Here is a 22,985-nt window from a genome sequence, read left to right on the forward strand (position 1 = left end):
AAGAATAATCGATGCCTTACAACCACGATTGCATGCTGAGCACCAAGCTACTCTTAAGCCTTTATGACAAGCTTCGCTGCTTATACATTTATACACCACAGTATTAATAAAGCTAAACCGAAACTGAACCGGCGCATTCAGCTTTGCGTGTCATTGCTTCGGTAAGCGGAACTCTATCGAGGCATCCATCTCGGTACGGTTTGATGAAAAGATGTTCACGCTGGAACTTACCGTCTTCAAATCGTCTTTCCGACCCCGACTGACGCGATGCGAGGACGTGCAACAATGGCAAGCAAGGCGCTGACGCCGTCCGGCGAACGGCAAAGCGATGCCCGTCGCGCGAAGACGGCGCTGCAATCGCTGAATTTCTTCATGGCGGACATGCAGGCGGGCATCGGCCCGTTCCTCGGCGTGTTCCTTCAGCAGCGCGGCTGGTCGACCGGTCCGATCGGCACGGTGATGACCGCGGGCGGCGTCGCCGGGATGATCATGACGGTCCCGGCGGGCGCGTTCATCGACCACACCGAGAAGAAGCGGATGGTGGTGATCGTCACCGGCATCTGCACGGTGATGGCGTCGTTCCTGATCCTGCTGTCGCAATCCGCCTGGGTCGTCACCGTCAGCCAGGTCGCGACCGCGATCGCTGGCGCCGCGATCGGCCCGGCGGTTGCAGGGATGACGCTCGGCGTCGTCCGCCAGCGCGGCTTCAACGCGCAGAACGGCCGCAACCAGGCCTGGAACCACGCCGGCAACATGATCGGCGCGGGACTGTCCGGCTATCTCGGCTGGAAATTCGGCATGCCGGCGATCTTCTATCTCGCCGCGGTGTTCGGCGTGCTCGCGATTACCAGCGTGCTGATGATCCCTGAAAAGGCGATCGATCACCGCGCCGCACGCGGTCTCGAAGCCGCCGACGACGATACCGGTAGCGAGGGAGAAGGCGGCAAGGCGGAAGGCTTCAAGGCCCTGCTCCGCAACAAGCCGATGCTGATCCTGGCGGCGGCGCTCGCCTGTTTCCATCTCGGCAACGGTGCGATGCTGCCGCTGTACGGACTGGCGGTGGTCGGCGCGGGCAAGGGCAACGCCGCGCTCTTCACTGCCGAGACCGTCGTCGTCGCGCAGGCGGTGATGATCGTCGCGTCGTTGCTGGCGATGCGGATGTCGGCAGGCAAGGGCTATTGGCTGGTGCTGCTGATCTCGTTCGCCGCGCTGCCGTTGCGCGGGTTCCTCGCCGGGACCTTCATCGAACATTGGGGCGTCTGGCCGGTCCAGGCGCTCGACGGGATCGGCGCGGGATTGCAGAGCGTCGCCGTGCCGGGACTCGTGGCGTGCCTGCTCGACGGCACCGGCCGCGTCAACGTCGGCCAGGGCGCGGTGATGACCGTGCAGGGCGTCGGCGCCTCACTCAGCCCCGCGATCGGCGGCTGGCTCGCGCAGGAACTCGGCTACAATATCGCCTTCTATGTCCTCGGAAGTTTCGCGATCGTCAGCGTTGCGCTGTGGGTCGGGTTCGCGGGAACCCTGCGCCCCGCCTGTTCGGGGTCGCGGTCGCAGCATAAGGAACAAATCGCATGACGCCCTCGCTCACCTGGGTCCATATCGGCGATCTCCACATGGACGAGGCGAACGGCTGGCAGAGCCGCGAACGGCTCGCCGCGATCGTCGCCGAGATCAACGCGCATATCGGCGACGCCGCCGAGTTCGTCTATCTGCCCGGCGACAACGCGAACCACGCGACCGCCGAGCAATACCGCGTCATCACCGACACGCTCGCGCCGCTGTCGCTCCCCTACCGCGTCATCCCCGGCGATCATGATTTCGAACTCGGCGACCTCGCCAATTACGAGGCCGCGTTCCCGGAGGCGAACCGGCCGGAGGCGGAGGTCATAGCCGGCCATCGCTGCATCTTTCTCGACATCATTTCGGCCGGCGCGGGCGGTCCCGACTTCAAACTGACGATGCACCACCGCAACCGCCTGCTCGAAGAACTCGCGCGCGCCGAAGCCGAGGGCCAGACCCCGGTCGTCTTCATGCACGCCTATCCCGGCGATCTCGCCGCCGATGGCGAGGACATCGCCCGCACGCTGGCCGATGCGCGCGTCGCGTTCGTAGACACCGGCCACACGCATTACAACGAACTGCTCAACGACGGCCGCGTGATCTACGGCGCGACCCGCTCGACCGGCGAGATCGAGGAAGGCGGCGGCAAGCCCGGCTTCTCGATCACGACGATCCACGGCCGCGTGCCGAGCTGGCGGTTCAAGGAAACCGGCGGCGATTGGCCGTTCGTCCAGATCGTCGCGCCTGCCGACCTCCGACTGGTCACGCGCCCCGCCGATCCGACGCAGGTCCCGCGCCCCGGCGAGGTCGAGATCGTCGCCAAGCTGTTCGGCGCCACCGCCGACCCCGTCATGATCTCGGTCGATGGCGCCGCCGCACGACCGATGATCCCGACTCCCGGCACGGCATTCTGGACAGCCCGAGTCCCGCTCGACGCCGGACTGCACCGAGTGGAAGTTTCCGTCGGCACGGATCGCGACGTGATCGACATTCTCGTCCGCGGCGAAAAGGACATTCCCCGTCGCGGCATGCCGATCGCGCCGGGCCGCGATATCCACAGTATCGGACCTTGGCCCGAACACGGTATCGAAGCGTCGAGGCTCGGCCCCAACAAGAACGGAAAGCATTGGTGATACTGGCGACGGGCGCGACTTGGGGGATTTGCGCCGCCTCGACCGCCGCGGTGATCGCGCGACCGTTCCGCTGGCCTGAGGCGATCTGGGCGGTCGCCGGCGCGGTGCTGCTGCTGCTGTTCGGCCTGATGCCCTTCCCCGCCGCGCTGCACGCGGTCGAAAAGGGCATGGACGTCTATCTGTTCCTGATCGGCATGATGCTGCTGAGCGAGACCGCGCGCGCCGAAGGACTGTTCGACTGGGTCGCGGCCACCGCGGCGATCCACGCCAAGGAATCGCGCGCGCGCCTGTTCGCGCTGGTCTACGTCACGGGAATCGTCACCACGACGTTCCTGTCCAACGATGCGACCGCGGTCGTGCTGACCCCGGCGGTGTATGCTGCTGCCAAGAAGGCGAAGGCGGACCCGCTGCCGCTGCTGTTCGCCTGTGCGCTGATCGCCAACGCGGCGAGCTTCGTGCTGCCGATCTCCAACCCCGCCAACCTCGTGCTCTACGGCGGCAAGATGCCGCCGCTCGGCCAGTGGTTCGCCTCGTTCGCGCTGCCGTCTCTGGCCTCGATCGTCGTGACCTTCCTCGTCCTGCGCTGGCTCGAGCGCAAGCGACTGGCGGGCGAGTGCGTCAGCGATGTCGAGCGCACGCCGTTGACCGCCGGCGGCAAGGCCGCGTTCGTCGGGATCATCGCGACCGCAGTCGTGCTGCTGGTGGTCTCCGCACTCGACGTGGAACTGGGCCTGCCGACCGCGATCGCCGGGATCGTGACGACGCTGGCGGTATCGGCGATCGCAAAGTCGTCGCCACTTAAACTCGCGCGTGAAATTTCGTGGAGCGTGTTGCCCCTCGTCGCCGGCCTGTTCGTGCTGGTCGAGGCGCTCGACCTGACCGGGGTGATTGCGCAGGTCGCGCAGTACCTCCGGACCCTGTCGGTCGATCCTGCCCACGGTACGGCAATCTCGGGGACGATCCTCGCCTTCGGGTCGAACCTGATGAACAACCTCCCCGCCGGCCTCGTCGCTAGCACCGCGGTCGCGCAGGCGCATCCGCCGCGCCTGATCGTCGACGGCCTGCTGATCGGCGTCGACCTCGGCCCGAACCTGTCGATCACCGGCAGCCTCGCGACGATCCTTTGGTTGCAGGCGATTCGTCGCGAGGGCGAGGATGTCGGCTTCTGGCGGTTCCTGAAGGTCGGCGCGGTCGCGATGCCGCTTGCGTTGCTCGCCGCGCTCGGCACGCGTATCGCGCTCGGATGACCCGCACCCGCCCCTGGCGCAAAGCCCTGATCGCGCTGTTCGTCGCCGTCGTCGCGTTTACCGGCTATCACGCGGTCCGCACCGTCAGCGACGCGATCTACTGGAACGCGCACCGTGACGAGCCGATCGAACGCTGGATGACGATCGGCTATGTCGCGCATTCCTATCACGTGCCCCCGCACATCCTGCATCAGGCGCTGAACCTGCAGCCGGCCCCCGACCACCGCACGCTTGGCCGGATCGCGCGGCAGAGCGGCCGGACGATGACGCAGGTCCAAGACAAGCTCACCTACGCGATCGTCCATGCGCGCCCACCCTATCCGCCGCCCGGCCCGCCGCCACGACCGTTCCAGCCTGCGGCGTCGCCCAAACCGTGACGGAACAACTCCTCGAACTGCTGACCACCTACGGCCTGCCCGCGCTGTTCGGCGCGATGGTGCTCGCCGCCGCGGGCATGCCGTTCCCGAGTTCGCTCACGCTGGTCGCGATGGGATCGTTCGTCGCGCAGGGCGAGCTGTCATTCTGGCCAGTGGTATTCGCCGGCGCTACCGGCGCGATCGTCGGCGACCAGATCGGCTATGCGTTCGGTCGCTACGGCGGGCGCCCGCTGCTCGCGGCGGTGACGCGGCGGATCGGCGGCGCCGACAAGGTCGAGCAGGCGGAGGCCTATTCACGCAAATGGGCAGGCTGGGGCATCTTCTTCAGCCGCTGGCTGATCGGGCCGCTCGGACCGTGGATCAACGTGACCAGCGGCCTGACCGAATATCCGTGGATGCGCTTCATCGCGCTCGACATCGCGGGCGAATTCCTGTGGCTGCTGATCTACGTGTCGCTCGGCCGCGCGTTCAGCGACCAGGTCCAGACGATCGCGAGCCTGCTCGGCAACCTCACCTGGGTCATCGTCGGAGTGTTGGTAGCCGGCCTGCTGGGCTGGAAGCTGTTCGCCAAATCTTCGAACGGCGAAACCGCCGCGGAATCCGACGAACGGACGGTAACGAAGCACTGATGCTGGCATGATGTGGAGCGGGTGAAGGGAATCGAACCCTCGTCACTTGCTTGGGAAGCAAAAGCTCTACCATTGAGCTACACCCGCATAGCCTTGAGATTACCGCGTAATGTCAGGCACCGGCGGTTGCTGTGCAGCGCGCCGATGTCCCGCCTCTATCCGCTGCCCGTGACCGGCGCAAGAGTCCCTTTTGCGCATGCGGCGCTGCGCTTTCCTGTTACGGTGAGAGTATGGACGAACTGACGCTCAGCGTGGTCGGCATCGACTTTCCCAGTGCGGACCGGAGCAAGAGCAACCGGCGCATGGAACTGCTGCTTTGCGCGCCCGGCGAACCGGTCGACCTCCGCCGCGAGCCGAAGAACCCGCACGACGCCAACGCGGTGGCGGTGTTCAGCGCACGCGGCATCCAGATGGGCTACATCTCCGCCGAACGCGCACCGCTGATCGGCCGACGGATGCAGCAGGAGGAGCATGTCGCGGTGTTCCAGGCACTGACCGGCAGCATGGGCTACGTCCGCATTCGATTCGGTGGCGGCGCGCCGAGCTTGCCGGATGTAGTGGCGGGCGAGATCGGCGCGCGATCACGCGGCCGCGCCGCGCCCTTCGACTCCGACGCCTTCTATCCCGATCCCGAAGGCCCCGAATGGGGCGCATGACCGCAAACCTCTGATCCTCCCCCGCCAGGGGGAGGTGGCCGGCTCTTGCCGGACGGAGGGGGCGGACACGCACCAGAGGTCGTCGCCCCCCCCTCCGTCGCTACGCGCCACCTCCCCCTGGCGGGGGAGGATACTTCACTAACTTAGATCGCCTGCGCGCTGACCGTCCGTCCGGTCGCCTCAAGATCGCGCGTCAGGTCGGCGAGGCAGCGATCGACCAGCGCCTCGTCCGAACTCCGCACCACGAAGTTCGCACCCGTCCTGCCGTCGCGAAAGAACGGGTAACTCCCGATCGCGACGCCTTCGTGCGTCTTCTCGGCGTCGCGCAGGATGTCCGCGACTTCACTTTCGGCCACCCAGCACCCGATCGTCTTCGACACCACCGGGAGCCCCCCCTCGAGCGTCCCCGTCAATGCATCGAGCATCCCCGCAGTAATGTGCGGCACGCCCGCCATGATGAAGATGTTGCCGATCTTGATCCCCGGCGCACCCGACACCTTATTGTCGATCAGGTCCGCCCCGACCGGCACCCGCGCCATCCTTGCGCGCGCATCGGTCAGCCCGCCGCGCGTCGCGTAATAATCCTCCAGCACCGCCATGGCGCGCGGATGATGCTCGACCGCGACGCCCAGCGCCTCGGCGATCGCATCCACCGTAATGTCGTCGTGAGTCGGCCCGATCCCGCCAGTCGTGAACAGGTAATCGTTCCGCGCGCGCAAGATGTTGACCGCCTCGACGATCGCCTCGGTCTTGTCGGCGACCACGCGCACCTCGGCGAGGCGGATGCCCTGCACGTTGAGCCAGGCCGCGATCTGCGCGACGTTCTTGTCCTGCGTGCGACCCGACAGGATCTCGTCGCCGATGATCGTCAGCGCGGCCGTCCAGATGCGTTCCTCTACCATGCCTCTCGCATAGCCTCGCAAAACCGCGCCCGCCACGCTATATCGCGCGGCATGACCGAATATGTAACCGTCACCTCGGACCAGCCCGACGCGCGCACCGGCGCCATCAAGCTGCACGGCCCCGCCGCGTTCGCCGGCATGATGAAGGCGGGGCAACTCGCCGCCGAGACGCTCGACATGATCGTCCCGCACATGGTGCCGGGCGTGACCACCGCCGAGATCGACCGGCTGATCTACGACTTCATCGTCGCCGGCGGCGGTGTCCCCGCGACGCTCGGCTATCGCGGCTACACGCACAGCGTCTGCATCTCGATCAACCATGTCGTCTGCCACGGCATCCCGAGCGAGAAGACGCTGAAATCGGGCGATATCGTCAACGTCGACGTCACGCCCTTGCTCGACGGCTGGCACGGCGACACGAGCCGGATGTACCTGATCGGCGACGTTCCGATTAAGGCGCGCCGCCTCGTCGAAGTCACCTACGAATGCCTGATGATCGGCATCGAGCAGGCGAAACCCGGCAACCGCATGGGCGACGTCGCCAACGCGATCCAGCGTCACGCGGAGAAGCACCGCTACGGCGTGGTCCGCGATTTCTGCGGCCACGGCGTCGGCCGGCTGTTCCACGACGCCCCCGAAGTCGTCCATGTCGGCAAGCCCGGCACCGGCCCCGAGCTGCGTCCGGGCATGATCTTCACGATCGAGCCAATGATCAACATCGGCCGTCCCGACGTGAAGCTGCTCGACGACGGCTGGACGGCAGTCACGCGCGACCGCTCGTTGTCAGCGCAGTTCGAGCATTCGATCGGCATAACGGAAGACGGCTGCGAGATCTTCACGCTCAGCCCCAAGGGCTACACGCAGCCGCCTTACGTATAGGCTCAGGTCGTCGAGACGTTCTTCACCGTGCAATCGGTGATGACGTTGCCATTATATTCAAACGATCCCTTGCCGTTCCAGTCTTTCGTGACGGCAAGCGCGACACTGAAGTGCGCCATATGGGATCCGATCGCAGGCGGCGGGAATGACACGTAGTACTGCCCAGTGAGATGCACGAGCAGCGTGTCCTGCCCGAATCCGGTGTGCAGGATAGCGCCCGTGACATGCGGAATGATCGTCGTGCCATAGGGTGGCGGTAATGCCTGCGTGATTTGCGCAGAGCCTATGACCTGTCCGGACACGGCATTCACGCCCAGATCGAGATGAAGCACCGGTGCACCGGCAAAACCACCATGCTGAACTTGTAGCTTTACTAGATAATATCCAACTGCCTCGGTCATGAATATTCCCTCCTGAGGATCCATGCTGATCCTTCATTGGAGTTCCTCATAGGACGACTGTCGAGTCCAGCGGGATTGGGTCCGAAACGAACCGGCCGAAGCCGGAGCGACCGGCCGAAACCCTCTTGCACGACTGCGCCATACGAATCTGACGTACAAAGGGTGACGCGGACCGTCCGCGCCGCTATCTGCGCCCCATGACCGAGATCACACCGCAGATCGTCGCCGACCACGGCCTGTCCCCCGAAGAATATGAGCGCGTCCTGCGCGCCATCGGCCGCGAGCCGAACATGGTCGAGCTCGGCATCTTCTCGGTCATGTGGTCCGAGCATTGCAGCTACAAATCCAGCAAGATCCACCTGATGAAGCTGCCCACCAAGGGCCCCCGCGTCATCTGCGGCCCCGGCGAGAACGCCGGCGTCGTCGATATCGGCGACAACCAGGCGGCGATCTTCAAGATGGAGAGCCACAACCACCCGTCCTACATCGAGCCGTACCAGGGCGCGGCGACCGGCGTCGGCGGCATCCTGCGCGACGTCTTCACGATGGGCGCGCGACCGATCGCCAACCTCAACGCGCTCCGCTTCGGCCGCCCCGATCATCCCAAGATGCGCCACCTGATCTCGGGCGTCGTCCACGGCATCGGCGGCTACGGCAATTGCGTCGGCGTCCCGACCGTCGGCGGCGAAGTGAACTTCCACTCGGCGTACGACGGCAACATCCTGGTCAACGCGATGACCGTCGGGATCGCCGACCAGGACAAGATCTTCTATTCGGCCGCGAGCGGTATCGGCAACCCGATCGTCTATGTCGGCAGCAAGACCGGCCGCGACGGCATCCACGGCGCGACCATGGCCTCCGCCGATTTCGGCGAGGATTCGGACGCCAAGCGCCCGACCGTCCAGGTCGGCGATCCGTTCACCGAGAAGCTGCTGATCGAAGCCTGCCTCGAGCTAATGGCGACCGATGTGATCGTCGCGATCCAGGACATGGGCGCCGCGGGCCTCACGTCTTCGGCCGTGGAAATGGCGTCGAAGGGCGGCGTCGGCATCGAGCTGACGATGGACGACGTGCCGCAGCGCGAGACCGGCATGACGCCGTACGAGATGATGCTCTCGGAATCGCAGGAGCGGATGCTGATGGTCCTCAAGCCCGGTCGCGAAGCCGAGGCCGAGGCGATCTTCAAGAAGTGGGAGCTCGATTTCGCGGTAATCGGCCGCGTCACCGACACCGGCCGCATGGTGCTGACGTTCAAGGGCGAGACCGTCTGCGACATCCCGCTCGGGCCGCTCGCCGACGAAGCGCCGCTCTACGATCGCCCGCACGTCCCGACGCCGAAGCCCGCGCCGCTCGCAAACGCACCGCACAGCAGCGACATCGCCGCCGACCTGCTGACGCTGATGGGCTCGCCGGACATCGCCTCGCGCCGCTGGATCTGGGAGCAATACGACCACATGGTCGGCGCCGACACGGTGCAGCGCCCCGGTGGCGACGCCGCGGTCGTCCGCGTCCACGGCACGCAGAAGGCGTTGGCGATGACCACCGACTGCACGCCGCGCTATTGCTTTGCCGATCCGGTCGAGGGCGGCAAGCAGGCGGTCGCCGAAGCGTGGCGCAACCTGACCGCGGTCGGCGCGCTGCCTTTGGCGGTCACCAACTGCCTCAACTTCGCCAACCCGCAGCGCCCCGAGATCATGGGCCAGATCGTCGGCTGCCTCGAAGGCATGAGTGACGCCTGCATCGCGCTCGACTTCCCGATCGTCTCGGGCAACGTCTCGCTCTACAATGAGTCGAAGGCAACGGGTGGCGGCTCCGCGATCCTGCCGACCCCGGCGATCGGCGCGATCGGCCTGCTCGCGGATTGGCAGAAGAATGCGACGATCGCGTTCAAGGGCTCGGGCGACATCATCCTCGCGGTCGGCACACGCGGCGGCCATCTCGGCCAGTCTTTGTGGCTGCGCGAATGCCACGGCCGCGAACAGCTCGACGCCGGCCCGCCCCCGCCGGTCGATCTCGCCGCCGAGCGCCGCGTCGGCGACCTGATCCGCGAAGCGATCGCGCTGGGCCAGCTGACCGCGGTCCACGACGTGTCCGATGGCGGCATTGCGGTGACGCTGGCCGAGATGGCGCTCGCCGGCGGGATCGGCGCGATGATCGACCGCAAGCAGCCCTTCGACTGCGCGCGCTCGTTCTTCGCCGAGGACCAGGGCGTCTACATCGTGACGGTCGACGATCATTCGCTGCTCGACTTCCTCGGCGCAGCACACGCGGCGGACGTCGAAGCCGAACCCCTGGGTCGCACCGGCGGCAAGCGCCTGATCTTCGAACGCCCCGACCGCGACGACGTCATCGCGCTCGATACGCTGCGCACGGCGCACGAGGGATACTTCCCGAAGCTGATGGGCGTGGATGCAGCACTGGCTTAAGGCAACGCGGCGGCGGGCGAACTGAAGCGCAGTCCGCTGCCGACTACCGCTGCCTGCCACTGCCTGCCCCCACAAGCACCACCCCGGCGAAGGCCGGGGCCCAGTTGGGAAGGCCGAGGTAACGGAGCACTGCGCTCGTCATCGCCGTTCCCCAACTGGGCCCCGGCCTCCGCCGGGGTGGCGGATTTAAAGCGGGATAGCTCCAAACCATAGCTTGTTTCCCCGCGAAGGCGGGGACCCAGTCTGGGCTCCCGCCTTCGCGGGAGAACAAGGAGCGGAGAGATGTCGTTCGATCAAGCTCAAGTAGGACGCAGCGATCTCCCCCTCTCCGTCATCCCAGCGAAAGCTGGGATCTCCCTCGTCGGACCACAGCGCCAGCCAACGGGGATACCCCAGCGTTCGCTGGAGTGACGGGGGCGGATCGACTTCGGCGGCGACAGCCGAGGAGGACAACAGGCGAGGAGGACAACAGGCGAGGAGGACAACAGGCGAGGTACGGCAGGGTATTGCGCAGGGATGACAGGTCAAGCAGATGACCTACCGACTGGCCGACGCACCAAGCCGCGAGGCATCTGACGCCTAGATGCCCCTCAAAGCGGCCTGTCCTACACCACCCCGATATGCCAGCGTCGAACCATGACCGAAGCATTCCAAACCTACAGCGCTACCAAGACGCGTCGACCGGATCCGAGCGTCAATCGAGCACCACCTGTATCGGGCCGGCCCAGCCGAGGCCGCCACTCTTGCAACGCCGCCGCGCGCGATCATGCCGTCTTCCAGCGTGGACAACAACCTCACGGAAATGCTGCGCGAGCGTCTACACTTTCTATACTTCACTTTTCCCGCAAGCCCTCTGCCCCCGCCAGAACCGCCACGCTCGACCTCATCCATGGCGTCGCCGTCACCAGCAAGCCCGCCGTTAGGATTGCCTCATCCCAAGCGATACGACGCTCCCACGAAACGCTGCGCGAGCGTCTGCACTTCCTATACTTCACTCTGCCCGCATGACCCCCGCCCCCCCCAGAATCACGACGCTCGACCTCATCCGAGGGGTCGCCGTCATGGGCATCCTCGCATCAAACATCGCCGCATTCGGCTTCCCCGAATTCGCCTACATGACCCCCGCCTCGATGGGCACGCCGAGCACGCCGGACCTGATCGCCTGGACGACCACCTTCATCGTTATCGACGGCAAGATGCGCGGGCTCTTCTCGTTCCTGTTCGGCGCATCGATGCTGCTCGTCCTCGACCGAGCCGAGGCGAATGGCGAAGACCCCGCGACCGTCCACCTGCGCCGCATGGCGTGGCTGTTCGTGTTCGGCGTCGCGCACCTATACCTGCTGTGGTGGGGCGACATCCTCGCGCACTACGCTCTGGTCGGCGCGATCGCGTACATGTTCGCGCGGTTGCCGGTGCGCTGGCTGATCGGCGTCGGGCTCGCCTGCATCGCGTTCCAGACGGTCGAGCTGACGACGCTCGTCGCCTACACGTTCGACCTCCACGGCGCCGCGCACCGGCCGGGCGCAACGGCGCGAGTCATCACGAACTGGCAGCTGTTGGCGGATCAATTCGGCCAGCCCTCCCGTGCCTCCGTCACCCGCGAACTCGCCATCGGTCGTGGCGGATGGCGCGATCTGGTCGCGTGGCGTTGGACGCACGCCGCTGGGCCGATCACGTCCCTCACCGCCACTGGTCCAGAAACGCTAGGCTTCATGCTGTTCGGCATGGCGGGGCTGCGATCGGGGTTCCTGACGGGGGATTGGTCGCGGCGACGCTACACCGTGATTGCGGTCGTCGGGATCGGACTCGGCTGGATCGGCTATGCGGCCATCGCGGCGTTCGACATCGCCCACGGGTTCGACGCGCGCTATGTCGCACTGTCGTGGCTGGCGCTTGCGACACCGCTCCGGCCACTCACGATCATGGGCTACGCCGCAGCGATCATTCTGCTCGCACGGCCCTGCGGCTGGCTGACGACTCGCGTCGCGGCGGCAGGTCGAATGGCCTTCTCCAACTATCTCGGTACGACAATCCTCTGCACCACGTTGTTCTACGGATATGGGTTCGGGCTGTACGGCGCACTGTCGCGAGCCCAGCTCTATCTTGTGGTCGTGCCGATCTGCCTGCTGATGCTCCTATGGTCGAAGCCTTGGCTCGATCGATTCCGCTATGGCCCGCTCGAATGGCTGTGGCGCAGCCTGTCGCGATTCGCGTGGCAGCCGATGCGCGGTTCGGCGTTCACGACGAACCGATCGGACTAGTTGCGAATAAGACGCAAAACAGCTTGCGAGTGGTTCGCATTATCCGTATCCCGTGCTTACAGCTAGGGAGTTCCCATGGTCGTCTGCGTTTGCAATGCCATACGAGAATCCGACGTTCGCAACTGCGCACGCGGCGGTTGCACTACACCGTGCCAAGCCTTCCGTTCGATGGGCCGGAAACCCAAATGCGGCCAGTGCACATCGATAGCGCGAGCGATTATCGACGAGGAACGCGCCGCTGCATAAGCGTCGCAACAGCTAAGAAAGCCCGGAAAACCGCCATTTTTGGGGGTTGTGCTAATCTGTGTCAGCCCGCTACATGACCGTCAGAGGTGACGGAGATATGGCCATGCGCGGCGACCCCCAAGTAATCGAATTCCTGAACGAGGCGCTCAAGAACGAGTTGACCGCGGTCAACCAATATTGGCTCCATTACCGGATGCTCGAGCATTGGGGCGTCTACAAGCTCGCCCAATACGAGCGGATGGAATCGATCGACGAGATGAAGCATGCCGACTGGTTGTCGGAGCGCATCCTGTTCCTCGATGGCCTGCCGAACTTCCAGCTGCTCGGCCGCCTCCGCATCGGCGAGACCGTCGAGGAGGTCCTGAAGTCGGATCTGGCGCTCGAAGTCGAGGCCACCGTCCAGCTCAAGGGCGCGATCGCGTACTGCGAAGAGGTCAAGGACTACATTAGCCGCGACCTGTTCGCCCGCATCCTCGCAAGCGAGGAAGAGCATGTCGACACGCTCGAGCGCCAGTTCGAGATGATCGCGCGGATGGGTATCCACAACTACATCCAGCTGAACTCGATCTCGGAACATGATTCGCCAAAGGCTGGCGCGGCGCCGTATTTGAAGGGGTGACCTAGCCCCCGCCATTCTGACGGAAGTCAGGGTCCAGAGCCGAGGGTGCGAATCCTTGCGGCTCTGGATCCCAGCTTTCGCTGGGATGACGGATTTGGTTTATTATCTTCTTGTCGAGGGCTTCGATGAGCCCGCATCGACGGCGTTATTCTTCGCCGAAGCCGGTCGGGACGGCGCGGCGACCGAAGCCGACAGCGGTTGGCTTGCGCGCGACGATCGGGTTGGCTTCGCGCTCCAGCAACGTCAGCGTCTCCCTGAACAACGGCCGCAACCGAACGATATGCTCGAGCGCCTCGTCCGGCGTATCCTGCATCTCGACACACTCGCGCGCGATGACCTCGATCGCTTCGGCCAGATCGGCGAGCGGTTCGGCCCCGAACTGCAGCGCTTCGCCCTTGAGCGTGTGCGCCGGAATCACCATTGCCGCCGCATTGAGCGATCGCATCGCCGCTTCGATCGCTGCGACCGACTTCACGCCGTCCTCGCGAAAATAACCGAGAATACGGCCAAATCCCGCACCCAGTTCACTGCGCGCCTGCGAAAACGCCGGCCAGTTGATCACGGTGCTTCCTTCGAACGACACTGTCGCCTTCTCCCGTTGAGCAATAGCGCCATGAAGGTCAGGGCCGCATCTTACCCCGTTCAGGTAAATACAATGTTGTCATACTACCGACAAGTTACGACATACGTCCGGTAAGTTTCATCCAAAATGATCTTGATCGTTGCATCGGCTGCTTCGGCAGCCGCCGCAAGTTCGGTCGATGCCTGAGGATCGTCGGCAAGAATCTCGACGGTCCGTGCGCCGTCACGCAGCACGCGGGCAAGCCGCATCGCCGGCCAGGGGCAGCGCATACCCCGGGCGTCGATGCGGACCATGCCGGACGCCACCGCCTAGCTGCCGCCGCCGCCCCTGCCGTTGTCGTCATACGGATTCTTCGGCGCACGGAACATAAGGCGGACCGGGACTGCGCCGAAGCCCAGATCCTTGCGCATCGAATTGACGAGATAGCGCTCGTAGCTCGCCGGCAGCTGATCGACACGCGTGCCAAAGATGACGAAGCTGGGCGGACGTGTCTTGACCTGCGTGACGTAGCGCATCTTGATGCGCTTGCCGCCGGGCGCTGGCGGCGGGGTCGCTTCGATCGCACGCTCGAACCAGCGGTTGAGTTCGCCCGTGCCGACGCGCTTCGACCACGCATCGCGCGTGTCGAAACAGGCCTGCAGCAACTGGTCGATGCCCTTGCCGGTCGCGCCGGACACGGTCATCACCGTGACGCCCTTGACCTGGCTCAGGCCGTCCTCGAGCGCCCGCTTGACGCCGTTGAACAGCGACGAGGCACTTTCGGCGATATCCCATTTGTTGAGCGCGATGACGAGCGCACGGCCCTCCTGGAGCACCTTGTCGGCTATGCGGAGATCCTGCGCCTCGAGGCCGAGCGTGGCATCGAGGAGCAGCACGACGACCTCGGCAAAGTCGACCGCATGCAGCGCATCCTCGACCGACATCTTCTCGAGCTTGTCCTGCACCTTGGCACGCTTGCGCATGCCCGCTGTGTCGATCAGCCGAACCTTGCGCGCTTCGCCACCGGTCGGGTGCCAATCATAATCGACGCTAATCGAATCGCGCGTGATGCCGGCTTCGGGGCCGGTGATCATGCGGTCTTCGCCGAGGATGCGGTTGACGAGCGTAGACTTGCCGGCGTTCGGACGGCCGACGATCGCGAGCTTCAGTGGGCCCTCATATTCGTTGTCGGGCTGTTCCTCGGGCGGCTCTTCCTTGCCTTCGAGCAGTGGGAGCAGGCCTTCGAACAGGTCGCCCAGGCCTTCGCCGTGCTCCGCCGACAGCTGCACCGGATCGCCGAAGCCGAGCGCGAGCGATTCGAGGATACCGTCTTCGCCCGCGCGGCCTTCGGCCTTGTTGGCGACGAGGATGACGGGGACATCAGCGGTGCGGAGCCAGCGCGCAATCTCCTCGTCGAGCGGGACGATGCCGGCGCGCGCATCGAACAGAAACAGCGCGACGTCAGCCTGCTCGACCGCGGCTTCGGTCTGCTGGCGCATGCGCCCGGGCAAAGTCTGCGCGTCGTGGTCTTCGTAGCCGGCGGTGTCGATGATGCGGAATTCGAGCCCGATCAGCGACGCGTCGCCTTCGCGGCGGTCACGCGTGACGCCGGGCCGGTCGTCGACCAGCGCGAGCTTCTTGCCGACGAGGCGGTTGAACAGGGTCGACTTGCCGACATTGGGGCGGCCGACGATCGCGACCACGGGGAGTTTGGACATGGGAGGGCCCTTAGCGCGTGTCGCGCGAAAGGTCACCTAGTCCCTCACCCCTCCGGGGAGAGGGAGGGAGGAGCGAAGCGACGGAAGGGTGCGGGGAGTTGTAGAAACCGTTCCGAGCCTCACGCCCCTCACCCTTCCCACCGCAAGCGCGGCGGGCCCCTTCCCTCTCCCCGGCGGGGAGAGGGAGTCGACGTCACCGGTACGCGGTGACCTTGCCCTTCTGGTCGAGCGTGTAGAGCGTCGAGTTGGCGACAATCGGCGACAACGAGAACGGCGTCTTGGTCTCGATCGTAGAGCTCACCGAACCGTCGGTCGGCGAGACGAAGTTGATCTCGCCGCGCGAGTTGGTGAGCACGAGGTGGTTGCCGGCGAGAACCGGGCCGAACCACGTGATCGCATTGCTGCGCTTCTTTTCATTCTGGAACCGCGGCAGCTGGGAAATCCAGCGTGCCTTGCCGTTCGAGCGCGAAAGGCAGACGAGCTTGGCGTCGTCGGTCACCACGAACAGCCATTCGCCCGCGATCCACGGCGTCGAGATACCCGCGAAATTCTGCTCCCACAGCCGCTGGCCGGTCGCCAGTTCCAGCGCGACCATCCGGCCACCCTGCCCGACCGCATAGACGCGACCGCCATCGATCACCGGCGCCGCGTCGATATCCGACAGGCTCGACACCGAGGTCGTGATCGACGTGCGCGACAGCGCGTCCTGCCACAGGATACGACCGTTCTCGTAGCGATAGGCGCTGAGTTCGCCGCTGGAGAAGCCGGCGACGACGGTACCCTGGCTGACCGCAGGCGCCGCGACGCCGAACACGCCCTGCGTTTCGAGCGTGCCGGACTGGACCCACTGGACCTTGCCGTCGGTCTGGTTGAGCGAGAACACCTGGTTGTCCTGCGTCAGGACATAGACCGCGCCGTTGGCGACGGTCGGCGACCCGCGCAACGGCGCGCCGGGCTTGGCACGCCACAGGATCTTGCCATCCGCCGCGCTCATCGCGACGACATCGCCGACGCCGTCGGTGGCGTAGAGCTTGCCGTCGTCATAGCTGACACCGCCGCCGAAGCGGGCTGCACGGTTGATCTTGCCTTCGGTGATCGCCGCACTCCACAGCGCCGCGCCGGTATCGGCCTTGAACGCATGGATCGTCGCGGTGACGTCACTCACGAACAGCATGCCGTCGGCAACGACCGGTGGCGCACCCAGGCGCTCACGGTTAGAGCCACCGTCGATCGACGCCTGCCAGGCGCGCTTGGGTTGGTTGCCGAGCGCGAGCTGCCCCATCGACTTGGCGGGGTTACCGCCCGGCTGTGCCCATGCATCATTGACCGCCGGCGCCGGCAGCAGAACCTGGACATCGGCAATCGCCTTGTCGGTCTCGACCTGGTTCTCGGAGACCAGGATCGATACGCGGTCCCCCACCGTCGGAGTCTTCTTACCGCCGCCCTTGAAGATACCACACCCGCTCAAGGCCACCAGCGCGGCGACGGCGACCGTCACCCGATATGTCTTCATCATTGCGCCTTGGTATCCTCGTTTGATGCAGCCGTTTTGGTCGTTCCGGCACGCGCCTCGGTGCTCGCAACCGCGTCGACCCCCAGTACGCCGGCCATCTGAACCGCGCGTTGACGGATCGTGTCGGGTACGGTCGCGTCACGCGCGATCTGCCCGAACATCGTGCCGGCCTGCTGACGCTGGTTCATGCGGAGATAGGCGATCGCGACCATTTCGCCTGCGCTGCCCAGCCATGCGCCACCCGGTACCGCCAGCGGCCGCAGCCGTTCGACCACGACCTGCGGCTTCAATGTGTCGAACTCGGCCGACGTCTGGCGAACCAGCGCGAGATCGCGAAAGGGCTTGGCCAGCGAAGTATCCGCGGCGATCGCGCCGAGCTTGGCAGCGGCGCCCTTCAGATCGTCCTTTTGCAGCAGCACGTCGGCCTGCGTGAACTGGGCGAGCGCGCGGTAACCGTCGCGGTTCGACTTGGCAAGTTCGGCCAGCGGCTTCGCAGCGGCCGCGGCGTTGTTCGCGCCGAGCGCGTCATACGCCACCTGAAGCTGTTCGCCCTCGACTCCGGCCGCTTCACCATTATGGTGCTGCCAGTACAGGAAGCCGGCGAGTGCGGCGAGCGCGGCGACGACGCCGATCGCGACCCAGACGCCCCAGTTCGTCCAGAACCCGGCGAGTTGGTCGCGTCGGAGTTCTTCGTCGACCTCGCGCAAAAATGCTTCATCGGTTTTCGGCGGGAGGGCCAAGGACAGCTCCGGAATATTGGGGATGGACGACGCGGACCTTAGCCGCGCGGGAACCGAAACGGAAGCGGATCAATCCTTGGGCGCGTAGACCTGCTCCGGCCCCGGAAATGCGCGGCTCCGAACGTCGTCTGCATAGGTCTGCGCCGCCGACGAGATCGTGTCGGCGATGTCGGCGAACCGCTTCACGAACTTGGCGGTGCGGTCGAACATCCCGAGCATGTCCTCGGCGACCAGGACCTGTCCGTCGCACTGCGCCGACGCACCGATGCCGATCGTTGGGCACGCGATACTGTTGGTGATCTCGATCGCGATCGGCTCGACCACGCCCTCGATCACCAGCGCGAACGCCCCCGCCTCGGCGATGCCCTGCGCGTCGGCGACGATCTTGGCCGCTTCCTCGGGCGTTCGACCGCGCGCACCATAGCCGCCGAGCACGTTCACCGCCTGCGGGGTCAGCCCGACATGCCCCATCACCGGGATGCCGCGCTCGGTCAGGAACTTGACCGTCGGCGCCATCGCCGTGCCGCCCTCGAGTTTCACCGCCGCCGCGCCGGTCTGTTTCAGCAGATATGCCGCGCTTTCGAACGCCTTCTCGGGCGACGCTTCATAGCTGCCGAACGGCATGTCGATCACCACGACCGCATGATAGCTGCCACGCACGACCGCCGCGCCGTGCGCCGCCATCATCTCGAGCGTTACCGGCACGGTCGTCGGCAGCCCGTAGATCACCTGCCCCAGGCTGTCGCCGACCAGCAGCATGTCGCAATGCGGATCGAGCAGCTGCGCGGTCCGCACGGTGTAGGCGGTCAGCATGACGAGCGGCGTTGCGCCCTTCTGGCGACGAATCGCGGGCACGGTGAGGCGCTTCAACGGCGCCGGCGTTGGATTGGCGCGACTCGTCGCGGTGTCGAGCGTGTAGGTCGTGGACATGCGGGCGTTCTAGCGATTGTCGGCGGGCTAGCCCAGCCGCCGAAATTTCAGACAACCCACGGTCGCGTTTCGGACCGGGAAGAGCGGGAGCTTCCGACTGCAACTCTTCCCGGCGTCGCATTAGGAACGTGCGATGCGGCGTATGAACCTGCGCTGAGTGGGCTCGGCACCTACTCAAGCGGACGCATTCTCTGGGTACGCCTCCACTACCGCGAAGGCGTACCGACCAGTCAGACTAGTCGGCTTTGCTTGACGGCGGCTTCGATGAAGCTGGCGAACAAAGGGTGCGGGTCGAAGGGTTTCGACTTCAGTTCCGGGTGGAACTGGACGCCGACGAACCAGGGGTGATCGGGACGTTCGACGATCTCCGGCAGCGTGCCGTCTGGGGACATGCCCGAGAACACGAGGCCGCCCTGTTCGAGCGCTTCCTTGTACCCGGTGTTGACCTCGTAGCGGTGACGGTGACGCTCCGAAATGTCGGTGCCGCCATAGATCGAGGCAACGACGCTGTTGCCGGTGAGCTTCGCGTCATACGCGCCAAGCCGCATCGTGCCGCCCATGTCGCCCTCGGCCGCACGCGTTTCGAGGCCTTCACGGCCCATCCATTCGGTGATCATGCCGACCACCGGTTCGTCGGTTGGGCCGAACTCGGTCGACGACGCATTGGGGATGCCGGCGAGATCGCGTGCGCCCTCGACGCAGGCCATCTGCATCCCGAAGCAGATCCCGAAATACGGGATCTTCCGCTCGCGGGCGAACTTGACCGAGGCGATCTTGCCCTCCGCCCCACGCTCGCCGAACGCGCCGGGGACCAGGATCGCGTCGCACGGCTCAAGCTGGCCGGCGATGTCGCTCTCGGCGTTCTCGAACAGCTCGGCGTCGATCCAGCGGACGTTGACCTTCACCCGATTCGCAATGCCGCCATGGACCAGCGCCTCGTTGAGCGATTTGTACGCATCCTGAAGGCCGACATATTTGCCGACCACGCCGATCGTGACTTCGCCCTGAGGGTTGGTCAGGCGGTCCATGATCTCGGTCCAGCGCGACAGGTCCGGCGCCTCGGCAGGCTCGATCCCGAACGCGCGGAGCACTTCGATGTCGAGGCCTTCGCCGTGATACTGAAGCGGCACCGCGTAGATGCTCTTCGCGTCGAGCGCGGGGATGACCGCGCTGGCGGGGACGTTGCAGAACAGCGCGATCTTGGCACGCTCAGACGGCGGGAGCGGATGTTCGCAGCGGCAGACGAGCACGTCGGGCTGCACGCCGAGTGCGGCGAGTTCGCGGACCGAATGCTGCGTCGGCTTGGTCTTCAGCTCGCCGGCGGCGGCGATGTACGGGACCAGCGTGACGTGGATGCTGATCGCGTTGCCGCGGCCCTCCTCGTTCTTCAGCTGGCGAATCGCTTCGATGAACGGCAGCGATTCGATATCGCCGACGGTGCCGCCGATCTCGCAGAGGATGAAGTCGATGCCGTCGGTCTCGGCGCGCGCGAATGCCTTGATCGCGTCGGTAACGTGCGGGATGACTTGCACGGTGGCGCCGAGATAATCGCCACGACGCTCGCGCGTGATGATCTGCTGATAGATGCGCCCCGAGGTGACGTTGTCCGACTGGCGCGAGGGAACGCCGGTGAAGCGCTCGTAATGGCCGAGGTCGAGATCGGTCTCGGCACCGTCGTCGGTAACGTAGACCTCGCCGTGCTGATACGGCGACATCGTGCCGGGATCGACGTTCAGATACGGATCGAACTTCCGAATCCTGACGGTATACCCGCGTGCCTGGAGGAGAGCGGCAAGCGATGCCGCCATGAGACCTTTACCGAGCGACGAAACCACGCCCCCGGTGATGAAAATGTACCGAGCCATGGGAAGAGTCTCGTAGCGTGTGTTGGGGACGAACGACAAGAGCCCCGCGGATCACGCAGGGGCCTTTTATCGGCGAATGGAGTGTTTAGCGGGCGAGTGGGACCGCGGAGTTGTCGGCGGGCGTGGCCGTGCCGGCTGGGACGCCAGCGTTTTCTGCGCCACCGGCGAACGGCGCCGCATCACCCTTGGGCTGCGCGGTCGGCACGGCAGTCGCCGCCGCCGCCGGAGTGCGGGCGAGCGATGTGTCGATCGTGGTGGTGCGGTGATTCGCCGCGAGGACCGCGAGCAGGATCGAGAACAGCACGAACATCGTCGCGAGGACGCCGGTCGCGCGGGTCAGGAAATCGGCTGCGCCGCGTGCCGACATCAGGCCCGACGGACTGCCGCCCATGCCCAGACCGCCGCCTTCCGAGCGCTGCATGAGGATCACTGTGACGAGGGCGGCCGCGATGATCGCGTGGATGACGAGCAGAAAGGCGAACATTGCGCGGAAAACCCCGGAACTTTTGCGAAGGCGCGCACATAGGCGACGTCGCGGTTTCGATCAACCGCAACACGGGCTCCGCATATCGCAAGCCAATCGCAAAACTACGGAAACATGACGTCCGGGCGGCGTTGTGAACCCGTAACGACGCTCATGACTGGGCATCGTGTTTATAAATTCAGATGGCGGATCAACGCTGTGGCATCAATGGCAGCCAATACCTTATCGACCTGGATGACCGCTCTGGTGGACTACGTCCGTTCGGGCGAACCCGATCTGACCAATCGGCAGATGGCGCTTCTTCTGCTCGTATATCTCAAACCGGGACCGCATACGGTGCGCGGCCTGGCCCGCGCACTGAACGTATCGAAGCCGGTCGTCACGCGCGCCTTGAACAGATTGGGTGCCCTCGGCTATCTGCGCCGGCAACGCGACGATAGCGACAAGCGCAACATCTTCGTCGCGCGCACGACCGAAGGGGCAGATTTTCTTGAAGAGTTCGGGCAATTCATCGGCGACGGCCCCGCCCCTGTTGGTTCCAACGGGCGCGCAGCCGCTCACGCTTGAGCCGTTCGACGACCAAGCCCGTACGAGCTTTTCGCTGACGGGCCGCTCGGTCGACCTCGACCCGCGTACGCACGCGGTTCGCCGCGATATCGCCGACATTCGCCTCGCCGAATACGTATTCGCTCCACACTATGCTGTGCCGATGATACGGCCCGTCGCGCGCACAGCTTTGTTGCGCAGCGGACGAGACGAAGCGAGCGATACGATGGTCGACCTCAACCCTGGCGACAGTTTCGAAGTGCTGGAGATTGCCGGCGTTTCCGCATGGGGCGTTGCGCGCCCGAGCGGACTGGTCGGCTATGTCGAGGCGGCGGCACTCGATCTTTCGACGACGGTCGCGGCATGACGACCGTCTTCATCGATGGAGCGGTCGGCACCACCGGACTCGAGATCCGAGAACGGCTTGCCGGGCGGACCGACATCACGCTGGCGCTGCTGGCGGAGGACCGGCGCAAGGATCCGGCGGCACGGCGCGAGGCGCTGAACGATGCCGATTTCGTCATCCTCTGCCTGCCGGACGAAGCGTCGCGCGAAGCCGTCACGCTGATCGACAATCCGCGCACCCGCGTGATCGACGCATCGAGCGCTCACCGGGTCGCTGCCGGCTGGACCTACGGCTTCCCCGAGTTGCCGGGCCAGGCGGATAAGGTCGCGACCGCGATGCGCGTTTCGAACCCCGGCTGCTATCCCACTGGTTTCCTCGCGCTCGTCGCGCCTCTCGTCGCTGCCGGTCTCATCCCCGCTGACCTCCCGCTGAGCGTCAACGCGACCTCTGGTTACTCCGGCGGCGGCAAGGCGATGATCGCGGCGTTCGAGAATGGCGAACCCGCGACGGCCTTCCGCGCCTACGCGCTAGGCCTTGCGCACAAGCATATCGCCGAGATGACGCAGCACGCTGGCCTCATGCACGCCCCGATCTTCGCGCCTGCGGTGGCGAATACGTATCGCGGCATGCTCGTCGAAGTGCCGTTGCACCTTCATGCCCTGCCCGGCCGGCCCACGCTCGCGGCGATCGAAGACGTGTTGCGCGCTGCGTTCGATGGCTCGAGGCTTGTCTCGGTTGCCCCCGGCGATATCGGCTCGGTCGATATCGAGGAGAACGCAGGGACCGATCGTCTGACGCTGATGGTCTGCGGCAACGACGCGGTCGGCCATGCGCGGCTGGTCGCGACGCTCGACAATCTGGGCAAGGGCGCCGGCGGTGCCGCGGTCCAGAACCTCAACATCATGGCCGGTGTCGATCCCGTAGCCGGCCTCGTTTTCTAGGACC

General features: G+C 65.5%; 24 protein-coding genes and 1 tRNA gene. 14 read left to right on the forward strand and 11 right to left on the reverse strand.

Annotated features, from left to right (window positions below; genetic code table 11):
* Positions 1-285: 285 nt before the first annotated feature.
* Genes C8J44_RS07250 through C8J44_RS07270 form a run of 5 tightly spaced genes read left to right on the forward strand, consistent with a single transcriptional unit; the run spans position 286 to position 4,946 of the window.
* Entirely contained in the window at positions 286-1,575 is a 1,290-nt protein-coding gene (locus tag C8J44_RS07250) for an MFS transporter (protein WP_183128736.1), read from the forward strand.
* Positions 1,572-2,693 (forward strand): metallophosphoesterase, encoded by a 1,122-nt coding sequence (locus C8J44_RS07255; RefSeq protein WP_121904004.1) that lies wholly within the window; start codon positions 1,572-1,574, stop codon positions 2,691-2,693. The genes C8J44_RS07250 and C8J44_RS07255 overlap by 4 nt, the downstream gene beginning before the upstream one ends.
* On the forward strand, positions 2,690-3,940 hold the full coding sequence (locus C8J44_RS07260) for an arsenic transporter (RefSeq protein ID WP_121904005.1): 1,251 nt from the start codon (positions 2,690-2,692) through the stop codon (positions 3,938-3,940). Before C8J44_RS07255 ends, C8J44_RS07260 begins: the two co-directional genes overlap by 4 nt.
* A complete protein-coding gene (locus C8J44_RS07265) occupies positions 3,937-4,317 on the forward strand; it encodes a hypothetical protein (protein ID WP_121904006.1) in 381 nt (126 codons plus the stop codon). Before C8J44_RS07260 ends, C8J44_RS07265 begins: the two co-directional genes overlap by 4 nt.
* Complete coding sequence (locus tag C8J44_RS07270) at positions 4,314-4,946, forward strand: DedA family protein (protein ID WP_056050829.1); 633 nt, start codon at positions 4,314-4,316, stop codon at positions 4,944-4,946. Before C8J44_RS07265 ends, C8J44_RS07270 begins: the two co-directional genes overlap by 4 nt.
* Positions 4,947-4,959: 13 nt before the next feature.
* Here C8J44_RS07270 and C8J44_RS07275 read toward each other — a convergent pair.
* A tRNA-Gly gene (locus tag C8J44_RS07275) sits at positions 4,960-5,033 on the reverse strand.
* A gap of 143 nt (positions 5,034-5,176) precedes the next feature.
* Between C8J44_RS07275 and C8J44_RS07280 the strand changes: the two genes are divergently transcribed.
* Positions 5,177-5,602, forward strand: coding sequence for an HIRAN domain-containing protein (locus C8J44_RS07280; RefSeq protein WP_121904007.1), 426 nt, complete (start codon positions 5,177-5,179; stop codon positions 5,600-5,602).
* Between the two features lie 143 nt (positions 5,603-5,745).
* Here the strand turns inward: C8J44_RS07280 and C8J44_RS07285 are convergent, their stop codons facing one another.
* Entirely contained in the window at positions 5,746-6,504 is a 759-nt protein-coding gene (locus tag C8J44_RS07285) for a molybdopterin-binding protein (protein ID WP_121904008.1), read from the reverse strand.
* Between the two features lie 51 nt (positions 6,505-6,555).
* On the opposite strand from C8J44_RS07285, the gene map reads away from it, so the two are divergent.
* On the forward strand, positions 6,556-7,383 hold the full coding sequence (gene map, locus C8J44_RS07290) for a type I methionyl aminopeptidase (protein ID WP_121904009.1): 828 nt from the start codon (positions 6,556-6,558) through the stop codon (positions 7,381-7,383).
* Positions 7,384-7,385: 2 nt separating this feature from the next.
* Here map and C8J44_RS07295 read toward each other — a convergent pair whose 3' ends face one another.
* Positions 7,386-7,784, reverse strand: a complete 399-nt coding sequence (locus C8J44_RS07295) for a DUF1842 domain-containing protein (RefSeq protein ID WP_121904010.1) — start codon at positions 7,782-7,784, stop codon at positions 7,386-7,388.
* 197 nt (positions 7,785-7,981) lie between these two features.
* Here C8J44_RS07295 and purL point away from each other — a divergent pair, with 197 nt between their 5' ends.
* The 4 genes from purL to bfr all read left to right on the forward strand — a co-directional run bounded on the left by purL (position 7,982) and on the right by bfr (position 13,336).
* A complete protein-coding gene (gene purL, locus C8J44_RS07300) occupies positions 7,982-10,210 on the forward strand; it encodes a phosphoribosylformylglycinamidine synthase subunit PurL (RefSeq protein ID WP_121904011.1) in 2,229 nt (742 codons plus the stop codon).
* A 1,061-nt stretch (positions 10,211-11,271) separates the two neighbouring features.
* A complete protein-coding gene (locus C8J44_RS07305; protein WP_259466763.1) occupies positions 11,272-12,471 on the forward strand; it encodes a DUF418 domain-containing protein in 1,200 nt (399 codons plus the stop codon).
* Between the two features lie 75 nt (positions 12,472-12,546).
* A complete protein-coding gene (locus C8J44_RS18750; RefSeq protein ID WP_082441433.1) occupies positions 12,547-12,717 on the forward strand; it encodes a bacterioferritin-associated ferredoxin in 171 nt (56 codons plus the stop codon).
* A gap of 103 nt (positions 12,718-12,820) precedes the next feature.
* The gene (gene bfr, locus C8J44_RS07315) at positions 12,821-13,336 is read left to right on the forward strand and encodes a bacterioferritin (protein WP_093399561.1); all 516 of its coding nucleotides are present in this window, start codon (positions 12,821-12,823) and stop codon (positions 13,334-13,336) included.
* A gap of 145 nt (positions 13,337-13,481) precedes the next feature.
* Here bfr and C8J44_RS07320 read toward each other — a convergent pair whose 3' ends face one another.
* The 8 genes from C8J44_RS07320 to secG form a co-directional block, all read right to left on the reverse strand.
* Positions 13,482-13,919, reverse strand: coding sequence for an Hpt domain-containing protein (locus C8J44_RS07320; RefSeq protein WP_121884635.1), 438 nt, complete (start codon positions 13,917-13,919; stop codon positions 13,482-13,484).
* 83 nt (positions 13,920-14,002) lie between these two features.
* Complete coding sequence (locus C8J44_RS07325; protein WP_121904013.1) at positions 14,003-14,212, reverse strand: sulfurtransferase TusA family protein; 210 nt, start codon at positions 14,210-14,212, stop codon at positions 14,003-14,005.
* A 15-nt stretch (positions 14,213-14,227) separates the two neighbouring features.
* Positions 14,228-15,616 (reverse strand): ribosome biogenesis GTPase Der, encoded by a 1,389-nt coding sequence (gene der / locus C8J44_RS07330; protein WP_056050847.1) that lies wholly within the window; start codon positions 15,614-15,616, stop codon positions 14,228-14,230.
* A gap of 193 nt (positions 15,617-15,809) precedes the next feature.
* The gene (locus C8J44_RS07335; protein WP_121904014.1) at positions 15,810-17,132 is read right to left on the reverse strand and encodes a PQQ-binding-like beta-propeller repeat protein; all 1,323 of its coding nucleotides are present in this window, start codon (positions 17,130-17,132) and stop codon (positions 15,810-15,812) included.
* Positions 17,129-17,869, reverse strand: coding sequence for a tetratricopeptide repeat protein (locus tag C8J44_RS07340; protein ID WP_056050851.1), 741 nt, complete (start codon positions 17,867-17,869; stop codon positions 17,129-17,131). The genes C8J44_RS07335 and C8J44_RS07340 overlap by 4 nt, the downstream gene beginning before the upstream one ends.
* A 69-nt stretch (positions 17,870-17,938) precedes the next feature.
* The gene (gene panB / locus C8J44_RS07345) at positions 17,939-18,799 is read right to left on the reverse strand and encodes a 3-methyl-2-oxobutanoate hydroxymethyltransferase (protein WP_121904015.1); all 861 of its coding nucleotides are present in this window, start codon (positions 18,797-18,799) and stop codon (positions 17,939-17,941) included.
* A 230-nt stretch (positions 18,800-19,029) separates the two neighbouring features.
* Positions 19,030-20,664: a CTP synthase gene (locus C8J44_RS07350; protein WP_121904016.1), complete on the reverse strand. Its 1,635-nt coding sequence runs from the start codon at positions 20,662-20,664 to the stop codon at positions 19,030-19,032.
* A gap of 85 nt (positions 20,665-20,749) precedes the next feature.
* Positions 20,750-21,148, reverse strand: a complete 399-nt coding sequence (gene secG / locus C8J44_RS07355) for a preprotein translocase subunit SecG (protein ID WP_121904017.1) — start codon at positions 21,146-21,148, stop codon at positions 20,750-20,752.
* 234 nt (positions 21,149-21,382) lie between these two features.
* Here secG and C8J44_RS07360 point away from each other — a divergent pair, with 234 nt between their 5' ends.
* From C8J44_RS07360 to argC, 3 genes are read left to right on the forward strand one after another with little or no spacing between them, the layout of a single operon-like run.
* A complete protein-coding gene (locus C8J44_RS07360) occupies positions 21,383-21,715 on the forward strand; it encodes a MarR family transcriptional regulator (protein ID WP_121904630.1) in 333 nt (110 codons plus the stop codon).
* Entirely contained in the window at positions 21,681-22,061 is a 381-nt protein-coding gene (locus C8J44_RS07365; RefSeq protein WP_259466764.1) for an SH3 domain-containing protein, read from the forward strand. The genes C8J44_RS07360 and C8J44_RS07365 overlap by 35 nt, the downstream gene beginning before the upstream one ends.
* Positions 22,058-22,981, forward strand: a complete 924-nt coding sequence (argC, locus tag C8J44_RS07370; protein WP_121904018.1) for an N-acetyl-gamma-glutamyl-phosphate reductase — start codon at positions 22,058-22,060, stop codon at positions 22,979-22,981. Before C8J44_RS07365 ends, argC begins: the two co-directional genes overlap by 4 nt.
* Positions 22,982-22,985: the final 4 nt, after the last annotated feature.

Source organism: Sphingomonas sp. PP-CE-3A-406 (assembly GCF_003688625.1).
In the GTDB taxonomy this organism is placed as follows: Bacteria; Pseudomonadota; Alphaproteobacteria; order Sphingomonadales; family Sphingomonadaceae; genus Sphingomonas.